This window comes from Arthrobacter sp. H41 (genome assembly GCF_000520535.1).
In the GTDB taxonomy this organism is placed as follows: domain Bacteria; phylum Actinomycetota; class Actinomycetes; order Actinomycetales; family Micrococcaceae; genus Arthrobacter_D.
In genome coordinates, this window is sequence record NZ_KI914771.1 from 40988 (window position 1) to 50126 (window position 9139).

The following is a 9139-nucleotide window of genomic DNA, read 5'->3' on the forward strand; positions in this document are numbered from 1 at the left end:
CGGCTGCGGCCAGCGGCACGGTGAAGAGGCCTGCCCCTGCATACAGGTCGGCCGCCTTCTCCCCCGGGTCCACCGAAAGGCCGGCCAGCACCGCCTCCACCAGCACCGACGGCGCGCCGCGGTGGATCTGCCAGAACCCCGCGCCGGTCACCCGGTAGTCGGAATCGCCGACCCGCTCCTGCAGCCAGGTGCGGCCGGTGATGCGCTGCACGCGCCCGGATTCGACGTCGAGCACTGCCACCGACGCGCCCTTGACCTGCGCTGCGATGGCTGCCGGACGCCGGGCCGGTGTGCCCGGCGCCGGAACGAGGAGCACCAGCGGCATCCCGCCTCCCGAGCCGGCTGCAACGTCCACGCGGTCCATTCCGGTGAAGTCGATCTTCTGCAGCTCGAGCGCATTGATCGCATCGACGGCAAGGGGCATCGAGGCGATGGCCACGAGGTCGTTCGAGCGGTGGACGTGCATGGCGAGCCGCCCCGAGGTGGTGACCGCGAAGGCGGTGCGGGTGCGTCGTGCCGGCGGATCCCTCCACAGAAAGGACCGATCCGCCGCTTCCGACGGCTGCGGCCAGCGGCACGGTGAAGAGGCCTGCCCCTGCATACAGGTCGGCCGCCTTCTCCCCCGGGTCCACCGAAAGGCCGGCCAGCACCGCCTCCACCAGCACCGACGGCGCGCCGCGGTGGATCTGCCAGAACCCCGCGCCGGTCACCCGGTAGTCGGAATCGCCGACCCGCTCCTGCAGCCAGGTGCGGCCGGTGATGCGCTGCACGCGCCCGGATTCGACGTCGAGCACTGCCACCGACGCGCCCTTGACCTGCGCTGCGATGGCTGCCGGACGCCGGGCCGGTGTGCCCGGCGCCGGAACGAGGAGCACCAGCGGCATCCCGCCTCCCGAGCCGGCTGCAACGTCCACGCGGTCCATTCCGGTGAAGTCGATCTTCTGCAGCTCGAGCGCATTGATCGCATCGACGGCAAGGGGCATCGAGGCGATGGCCACGAGGTCGTTCGAGCGGTGGACGTGCATGGCGAGCCGCCCCGAGGTGGTGACCGCGAAGGCGGTGCGGGTGCGCCAGCCGAGCCCGTCGGGGGACTCGGTGGGTACGGCTTCCACCTCGATGGGCCGCTCGACCCCGGCGAGACGCGACAGCTGCTCGGCGAAGACCTCACCCTTGAGGCGGCGCTGCTCCGGAAGGGCGATGTGCCCGAACTCGGCCCCGCCCACCGGCGCCCGGCCGCGGGCAGCACTCCTGAGCGCGTCGGCCAGCGGCCACGGGTGGGCAACCCGGTGCGGCGAGGGCTCGAGGACCTCGACGGCGTCACCGCGCCAGAAGCTGGCGGCGTCGTCCTGCTCGGTCAGCCGGACCCGCACCGTCTCACCCGGCAGCGCATGCCGGACGAAGACCACCCGGCCGTCGATCCGCGCCACGAAGTGGCCACCATGCGCCGGGCGTTCAATCCGCGCTTCGAGCACCGGGGAAGCGTCGAAGGGCAGTGGACCAGGCGTGGCCGGCTGCGGAGCTGGAGTGTCGGATGCGGAAGTCATGGCCTCTACTTCTGGTTCTGGAAATTCTGGGTGGCATCGGATGACGCCAGCTGCCAGGGGACGCTGGCCACCATCACTCCCGGAACGAAGTGGAGGCGTGTCTTGATGCGCAGCGCTGTCTGGTTGTGGACGAGCTGCTCCCACCATTTGCCCACCACGTACTCGGGGATGTACACGACGATGAGGTCCCGGGGAGCATCACTGCGCAGAGTGCGGATGTAGTCGAGGATGGGCGTGATGGTGTCGCGGTAGGGCGAGGCGAGAACCGTGATGGGAACGGGAATCTCGAATCTCTCCCAGTCCTCAAGGGTACGCCGTGTCTGCTCGGGATCGACGTCCACGATGACGGCATCGAGGCTGGACGGCCGGGAGGCTCGCGCGAAGGCGAGCGCCCGCAGCACGGGTTTGCGGACATGCGAGACGAGCAGGACGGCATGCACGCGCGAGGGAAGCGCGCGGAGCCTCACGGCGTCGTCGATGGCAAGCTCCTCGGCGACGGCGTCGTAGTGTCGCTTGATGCCGCGCATCGATACGAACAGCACCGCCATGGCCAGCAGGGCGATCCATGCACCGAACTCGAACTTCGTCACGAGGACCACCACCAGGACGGCCGCCGTCAGGACGAAGCCGAGCGTGTTGATGGCACGTGACTTCTGCATCCGCCACCGCTCGGACTTGTCCACGGTGCTGCGCAGGTGCCGGCTCCAGTGCCGAATCAGCCCGAACTGGCCCACGGTGAAGGAGACGAAGACGCCCACGATGTAGAGCTGGACGAGCGCTGTGACGTCGGCCCGGAAGATCAGGATGAGCACTGCCGCGCCGAGCCCGAGTGCCAGGATGCCGTTGCTGAAGGTGAGGCGGTCACCGCGCGTGCTCAACTGGCGGGGCAGGTAGCCGTCGGCCGCGAGGATTGATGCAAGGACGGGGAACGCAGTGAACGCAGCGTGGCCGGCGAGCATGAGGATCAGGGCTGTCGCGGCGACAACAAGATAGAAGGGCACGGAGCCGGCGGAGAACACGGTGGACGCGAGCTGGCTGAGGACCGGGTTCTGGATGTACTCCGCAGCGACGGGCCGGCCGTCCAGCAGAAGCTGCGCGGCGGGGTTCTGCACCACATGCACCCTGGCAGCGTTGGCGAGGTAGATGACGCCCGCGAGCATGGCCGCCGACACCACCCCGAGCACGAGGAGCGTCGACGCGGCGTTCGGGCCTTTGGGTGCCTGGAAGCTCGGCACATTGGAGCCCGGCCCCTCGACCCCGGTCAGTGCCGCCGCGCCGGCCGAGAACGCCCGCAGCACCAGGAGTGCCCCCGCCAGGCCGACCAGGCCGGCGTCGAACGCCGGATCCGGAATGATCTCGAACCGGGCGCTCGGGGCTTCCCGCAGGGTTCCGGTGAGCACCTGGCCAAGTCCCGTCAGGCACAGTCCGGCGACGGCGGCCAGGAAGATGTAGGTCGGAACTGCCCGGGCGCGCGCTCCGCCGACCGACCCCCTCAGGTTGAGCAGGACCAGGATTCCCACCCCGGCGACTGCGAGGGACACCCGGAAGTCCACCAGGTCCGGCGCCAGCGCCACGAGGTACTGTGCCGCAGCGGAGACGGATACCGCCACGGTCAGGACGTAGTCGACCATGAGGGCAGAGGCCACCGTGGCCCCGGCGCGCGGACCGAGGTTCCGTTTGGCGATCTCGTAGTCGCCGCCGCCCGTCGGGTAGGCGCGCACCCCCTGCCGGTAGGACGCGATGACCACCAGGAGGACCACGATCACGGCCAGCCCGACCCAGGGGGACACGGCGACGGCGGCGACTCCGGCGAGGGCGAGCGTGAGGAGGATCTCATCCGGCGCGTAGGCCACCGAGGAGAAGGCGTTGGCGGAGAACACCGGCATGGCGAGCCACCGCGGCAGGCTTCGCTGCCGCAAGCGGTCACTGGCGAACGGCTTGCCCACCAGCACCCGCTTGACGGCCTCGAAAAAAGTCAGCACAGCCCACAGACTAGCGCGTTTGGGCCCGCTCCAACCCATTAGGCTTGGGGCAGGTGGCGGCAGGCCGGAACGGTCCGGATGGCCGCCGCACCACGCAGCAGACAGGGGTGCCCTCGGTGGCTCATTTCGTGATCATGGGGTGCGGCAGGGTGGGCGTCAGCCTGGCCCATACGCTCGACGAGTCCGGCCATACGGTGGCCATCATCGACCAGGACGACCGCGCGTTCCGGCGGTTGCGGGGCTCCTTCGGCGGCAGGAGAGTCACCGGGGTGGGCTTCGACCGCGACACGCTCAAGCAGGCCGACATCGAGAAGGCCTACGCCTTCGCCGCCGTCTCCAGCGGCGACAATTCGAACATCCTCGCCACACGGGTAGCCCGCGAAACCTTCCACGTGCCCCACGTCGTCGCGCGCATCTACGATCCGGGGCGCGCGGAGATCTACCAGCGCCTCGGTATTCCCACCGTCGCCGCTGTGCGCTGGAGCGCCGACCAGGTGCTGCGGCGCATCCTGCCGGAGCAGAGCATCAACGGCGACTTCCGCGAGACCTCGGGCCGGTTGATCCTCGGCGAACTGGCGCTCGACGATGCCTGGCTGGGCCGCTCCCTCCGTGATATCGAGGCGGCAGGCGGCGTCCGCATCGCGTACCTGACCCGCTTCGGTGAGGGCATCCTTCCGTCCGAGGAAACCAGCTACCAGCAGGGTGACATCCTCCACGCGATGATGAGGACGACGGCGACCGACGAGATTGCTCGTGTACTTGCCAAGGGACCGCAGGAGGAAACCGAATGAGAGTGGTCATTGCCGGGGCGGGAAGTGTCGGCTCGTCCATCGCCCGGGAACTGTTGTCCAACAAGCACGAGATCCTGATGATCGACGAGAAGCCCGAGGCGGTGGGGCGTAGCGGCCTCAAGGGCGCGACCTGGCTCATCGGTGACGCCTGCGAACTTACGACGCTCAAGGACGCGAGGTTGGACGAGGCCGACGTCGTGGTCTCCGCAACGGGCGATGACAAGGTGAACCTCGTGGTGTCGCTGCTGGCCAAGAGCGAATTCGGTGTGGGCCGCACCGTGGGGCGTGTCAATAATCCGAAGAACGACTGGATGTTCGACGATTCGTGGGGTGTGGACGTCGCCGTCAACACACCGCGCCTGATGACCGCGCTCGTCGAGGAGGCCGTGGAGATCGGCGATCTCGTGCGGCTTCTGACCCTTCAGACCGGGGTGTCCTCGATCGTCGAGTTCACGGTGCCGCAGGACTCGCCGCTGGTGGGCTCAACCGTGGGCTCCATCTCGCTCCCCGAGGACTGCGCGGTGGTGGCGATCCTGCGCGACGACGCCCCCATCACCCCCAGCCCGGACGATGTGGTGGAGCCCGGCGACGAAGTGTTCTTCCTCGCGGCGATAGCGGCGGAGGACGCCCTGCGCGTCGCTCTCTCGGCCCGGGAAGGAGCGCGGGAGGAAGACCCGACCGAGGACGCACCACCGGATCGCAGCGGTTCCTCAGTGGTGCTCTAGCTGAACGGGCGGTTTGGAGGCCGGTTTGGAGATCAGCCAGGCGAACCACAGCCCGAGGGCGTACAGCGGCAGGCCCATGGCCACGCGCATCGACCCCAGTGCCGCAATGTTCTCCGCCAGGTACAGCGGAAGCTGTACTGCCAGCCGGAGGGCCAGAACCGCCACGAGAATCCAGGTTGCCGAGGCATAGGCCCGGACGCGGCGGGGTTCCTTCCGCCACTCGACGCCTTCACCGCGAAGGAAGCCGAACAGCAGCCCGGCGAAGGGCCAGCGAACCGCGATCGAGATGACCATGGCCACGATGTAGGCACCGTTGACGTAGAACCCGGGCAGGAAGAAGTCCTCGGCGTTTCCGGTGCGGAGCGCCACGAAGGCACAGATCGCCACGCCGATGAGTCCCGACAGTGCCTGGGTGAGCGGCTTGCGGGATACCAGCCGGATTCCCGAGAACACTGCGGCGCCGGCAAGTGAGGCGATGAGCGACACCGTCAGATCCCGGGTGATGGTGAACAGCACGGTGAACACGAGCCCGGGGACAACGCTCTCGGCGAGGCCCTGCTTGCCCCCGATCGAGGACAGCACGTCGATCTGCCCGGCGGCGTCGCGCTTGACGCCCGAGGAGGCGGCGTACTGCGATGCGAAGCCGGCGGCACCGGACCCACCCGTTCCGGGAACGTTCTCCGTCCTGTCGTTCGGGCTTCCCTCGTTCAGGCTGTCCTCGTTCGGGTTCTCGTCGTGCTCGTGCTTCTTCAACCTGTTGTGCCTGTCCATTAGTGTTCCTCCGGCCGCCCGATGATTTCGTAGCGAGGATTGTAGATGGTCGGAATGCCGTCCACCGGGCTCGCCATCCCTTCGAAGGACAGCTCCGCGCCGGCCACGATGCCCGGCACGCGCCGCTGGCCCATCCAGACGAGCTGGATGCGCACCGCGGGTGAGCCGGCACCGCCGGAGAGCTTCACGATCGCCGAGAACCGGGGAGCGCTCGTCGTGGGCTGGATGGTGACCCGATCGATGAAACCGCGCCCGGCGCATTGCCCCCGAGCCACGGGGTCGGACGAACCAGCCGACGAGCGATGCGCCCCGGCCCGAAAACCGGGCATCGGCCGCTACCGGATCTCGGTGATCTCGGGGCCGCGCTCAAGGGGGTTGAGGTCCGGGCGGGCAGGTGTCTCCGGAGGCGGCGTCGTTTGCGCATCCTTGGGCAGGCGCAGCGGCAGCAGCTCCCGCGGGGGCAGCGGATGGTCACCGCGTACCACCACGACGCTGCGGAAAAGCGCTTCGACGGGAGCGGCGGTTTCCGCGTCGATCGCCGCGCGACCTCCGAAGACACCGCGGAGGAACCATCGCGGACCGTCCACGCCGACGAACCGTGCCACACGGTGGCCTGGCTGGCCGTCCGGCAGTTTCGCCGGCAGCTTCGCCATCAGTTCGGTGCCGAAGGTGCCGGCTCTCTCCTCGACGGTGCCGCCCTGCGATCCGACGGACAGGCCGATCTGCTCGCGGATGTCGTCCCAGATGCCTCCCGTCCGCGGGGCGGCGAATGCCTGCAGCTGCAGCGTGGATCCATTGAGGTCGAGCGTGACGGCGATGACCCGCTTGGTTCGCTCCTCGACCTCCAGCCGGAGCTGAAGTCCTTGTGCCGCACCGATGCGGAGCGCGCCTAGATCGATGTAGCCGTCGAGCGCTTCCTTCTCGGTGGAATCGAACGGGCCGGCGTCACGGATGAACCCGGCGCTGCCCGCTTCCGCTCCGGCGTCGGGCTCCACTGTGTCCTCTGAGGCTGTGTCTTTTGAAGCCGTGTCCTCTGACGCTGCATCCACTGCGGAAGCTGCCTGCTCTTCGGCGGTTTCCGCAGCCGCCTCGTCCTGCTTGTTCTTCTTCAGGCGCCCAAAAGCCATGAGTGGGTTCCTTTCCTTTGACGATCGCGTCCTCGATGCTGGGTGCACGCCATCCGGCGCGCACCATGGAACAGGGTGAAAATCATGCCCGGCTGGTCCCGTCGCCCCGGAACCCGTCCTGTCCGGCCGGCGATCCGGTTCCCACCGCGAACCCGCCCGTCGAACCGAATCCGCCCGTGCCCCGTACCGACTGCGGCAGCTCGGGTACCTGCCGGAATTCGGCGCGGGCAACGCGCTGGATGACCAGCTGGGCGATGCGGTCGCCGCGGGAAAGGTGGACCGTGGTGCCGCGGTCGGTGTTCAGCAGGCACACCTTGATCTCGCCGCGGTAACCGGCATCCACAGTGCCGGGCGCATTGACGATGGTGAGCCCGTATCGCGCGGCGAGTCCCGACCGGGGATGGACGAAGCCGGCGTATCCCTCGGGCAGCGCGATGGCGACACCCGTGGGGACGACGAGCCGCTCCCCCGGCGCGAGGGAGAAATCCACCCGGCTGCACAGGTCCGCCCCGGCGTCTCCGGCCGTGGCATAGGCCGGAACGTCGAGGCCGTCGTCGAGCATTCGAATCTGGACCGGCAGGTCCTCTTGCGTGTCAGGCACCAGCGTCTCCAACAGTCGGGGGTTCCAGGCAATCGGGGTTTCTGCCACGGAGAGTCCTGCGCACCCGCGGCTTCTGCTCCTCGCAGCCGGAAGGCTCGGTCCGCCGGGCCCGCGGCAGGTACAGGAAATCACTTTAGCCCCTTTGCCTTGTGGTCGCCTGATAGCCGGGATGAAACCCGCAGTAAAAGATGGAATGGTTGAGGCATGCCAGCTGCCGCAGAAGGATCCGCCGACGTCGTTCTCTACGAGGAAAAGCTGTGGCCTTCCCCGTGGATCTGGCTGATAGCGGCGGGAGTCTCCAGCGCCGCTATCGTGACGTTCGCGCCGATCGACATCGTCATCGGATATGTCGCCGCGGTAGCCCTGGCAGCGATTCTCACCACCCTGCTCATCCTCTCCACCCCGCGGATCGCTGTGACGGGCTCGACGCTGACGGTCGGCCGGGCCACCATCGAGCGGCGCTACCTGGGATCCGTGGAGCTGTACCGGGGTGAGGACGCCACGCGCGAACGCGGCACCTCCCTGCACGGCCTTGCCTACCTGTGCATCCGGGGATGGATCTCCCCCGTCGTGAAGATCGAAGTGGTCGATCCCGAGGACCGGACTCCCTACTGGCTCACCTCGTCCCGGAAACCGGAGAAGCTGGTGGCGGCGCTGGCCCCCTGAGCGGATTCCCCCGGCTCAGCCCCGACAGTCGAGGCAGTAGAGCAGGCCGCCCTCGTTCTCTGCGATCTGGGAGCGGTGCCGCACCAGGAAACACGACACGCAGATGAATTCGTCGGCCTGGGCCGGCAGGAACTCGACCACCGGTTCCTCGCCTGACATATCGGCGCCCGGCAACTCGAAGGAATCGGCTGCTTCAATCTCGTCCTCATCGATCACCGGGGACTGGTGCGTCACCATTTCCCTGCCGCCTTTCTCGTGTCCGACTACTGTTCAGCATCACTCTTCAACATCATTGTTCAGCATTTTCGGTGCCGGTCCACACCGGAGGACCAGTTCCGCGCCACGCCACCGGGTGTAGTAGGAATGGAAGCCATTCAATGGCACAGTTTCACCTAGAGAAAACTGTCGGCTGGAGGATTGAATGCAGGAGCTACGTCTGGTGGGCGTCCATGAGGATGGTGCATACCTGCTGCTCAGCGGCGACGAGGGCATCACTTTCCGCCTGCCGATCAACGAAGCGCTGAGGATCGCGAGCACCCGGCCGTCAACCCGCGTTGCCCCGCTTCCTCCGAACAATGGACAGGCAACCGTGCATCTCACCCCCAAGGACATCCAGGCACGCATCCGCAGCGGTGCGAGCGCCGCGGAAGTGGCCGCCGAATCGGGCCTCGAACTCGACCATGTCCTCCGGTACGAAGGGCCCATCCGTGCGGAGCGCGACTACATGGCGTACCTCGCCCAGCGCGTCGAAGTGGCCTCCCCCGTGCCCTTCCACGACGGCTACCGCTCTGCGTTCGGCAACAACCCGGCGCAGCTGGGTGACATGGTGGCGTTCCGTCTGCAGACCTATGGAATCGACCCGGCCGGCGTCGAGTGGGACTCGTGGAGGCGGGCCGACGGCGTGTGGCTCGTCGTGGCCCGCTTCGCGCTTC

The 9139-nt window shown here is 68.0% G+C and carries 9 protein-coding genes and 3 pseudogenes; 4 read left to right on the top strand and 8 right to left on the bottom strand.

Translation table 11 applies throughout. The annotated features are described in order from the left end of the window. From Y705_RS22170 to Y705_RS0103690, 3 genes and pseudogenes are all read right to left on the bottom strand, one after another. A pseudogene (locus tag Y705_RS22170) lies at positions 1-466 on the bottom strand (class I SAM-dependent RNA methyltransferase); the annotation flags it as partial. Positions 467-1361: 895 nt separating this feature from the next. Further along, positions 1362-1544: pseudogene (locus Y705_RS23475) on the bottom strand (TRAM domain-containing protein); the annotation flags it as partial. A gap of 5 nt (positions 1545-1549) precedes the next feature. Then, positions 1550-3526, bottom strand: a complete 1977-nt coding sequence (locus Y705_RS0103690) for an APC family permease (protein ID WP_026531866.1) — start codon at positions 3524-3526, stop codon at positions 1550-1552. A 116-nt stretch (positions 3527-3642) separates the two neighbouring features. Between Y705_RS0103690 and Y705_RS0103695 the strand changes: the two genes are divergently transcribed. Beyond that, positions 3643-4317 (top strand): potassium channel family protein, encoded by a 675-nt coding sequence (locus tag Y705_RS0103695; protein WP_026531867.1) that lies wholly within the window; start codon positions 3643-3645, stop codon positions 4315-4317. Further along, a complete protein-coding gene (locus Y705_RS17180; protein ID WP_049822222.1) occupies positions 4314-5042 on the top strand; it encodes a potassium channel family protein in 729 nt (242 codons plus the stop codon). The genes Y705_RS0103695 and Y705_RS17180 overlap by 4 nt, the downstream gene beginning before the upstream one ends. On the opposite strand, the gene Y705_RS17185 is transcribed toward Y705_RS17180, so the two are convergent. The 4 genes from Y705_RS17185 to dut all read right to left on the bottom strand — a co-directional run bounded on the left by Y705_RS17185 (position 5028) and on the right by dut (position 7541). After that, the gene (locus Y705_RS17185) at positions 5028-5813 is read right to left on the bottom strand and encodes a DUF3159 domain-containing protein (protein ID WP_081737762.1); all 786 of its coding nucleotides are present in this window, start codon (positions 5811-5813) and stop codon (positions 5028-5030) included. The genes Y705_RS17180 and Y705_RS17185 overlap by 15 nt on opposite strands. Further along, on the bottom strand, positions 5813-6088 hold the full coding sequence (locus Y705_RS0103710; protein WP_049822223.1) for a hypothetical protein: 276 nt from the start codon (positions 6086-6088) through the stop codon (positions 5813-5815). Before Y705_RS0103710 ends, Y705_RS17185 begins: the two co-directional genes overlap by 1 nt. Before the next feature lie 60 nt (positions 6089-6148). Continuing rightward, a complete protein-coding gene (locus Y705_RS0103715; protein ID WP_026531869.1) occupies positions 6149-6940 on the bottom strand; it encodes a DUF3710 domain-containing protein in 792 nt (263 codons plus the stop codon). Positions 6941-7022: 82 nt separating this feature from the next. Further along, the gene (gene dut, locus Y705_RS0103720; protein ID WP_026531870.1) at positions 7023-7541 is read right to left on the bottom strand and encodes a dUTP diphosphatase; all 519 of its coding nucleotides are present in this window, start codon (positions 7539-7541) and stop codon (positions 7023-7025) included. A gap of 204 nt (positions 7542-7745) precedes the next feature. On the opposite strand from dut, the gene Y705_RS0103725 reads away from it, so the two are divergent. Beyond that, the gene (locus Y705_RS0103725; RefSeq protein WP_026531871.1) at positions 7746-8207 is read left to right on the top strand and encodes a DUF3093 domain-containing protein; all 462 of its coding nucleotides are present in this window, start codon (positions 7746-7748) and stop codon (positions 8205-8207) included. Between the two features lie 15 nt (positions 8208-8222). Here the strand turns inward: Y705_RS0103725 and Y705_RS17190 are convergent. Next, positions 8223-8432 (bottom strand): annotated as a pseudogene (locus Y705_RS17190) (DUF4193 family protein); the annotation flags it as partial. A 196-nt stretch (positions 8433-8628) separates the two neighbouring features. Here Y705_RS17190 and sepH point away from each other — a divergent pair. Beyond that, positions 8629-9139, top strand: a 511-nt coding sequence (gene sepH, locus Y705_RS17195) for a septation protein SepH (RefSeq protein WP_155849902.1), incomplete at its 3' end; no start/stop codon positions are given.

Bases quoted from the DNA above. Each gene is read 5' to 3' on its own strand.
- Y705_RS0103725 (WP_026531871.1), top strand. From the start codon at position 7,746: ATGCCAGCTGCCGCAGAAGGATCCGCCGACGTCGTTCTCTACGAGGAA.
- Y705_RS0103715 (WP_026531869.1), bottom strand. From the start codon at position 6,940: ATGGCTTTTGGGCGCCTGAAGAAGAACAAGCAGGACGAGGCGGCTGCG.
- Y705_RS17180 (WP_049822222.1), top strand. From the start codon at position 4,314: ATGAGAGTGGTCATTGCCGGGGCGGGAAGTGTCGGCTCGTCCATCGCC.
- Y705_RS17185 (WP_081737762.1), bottom strand. From the start codon at position 5,813: ATGGACAGGCACAACAGGTTGAAGAAGCACGAGCACGACGAGAACCCG.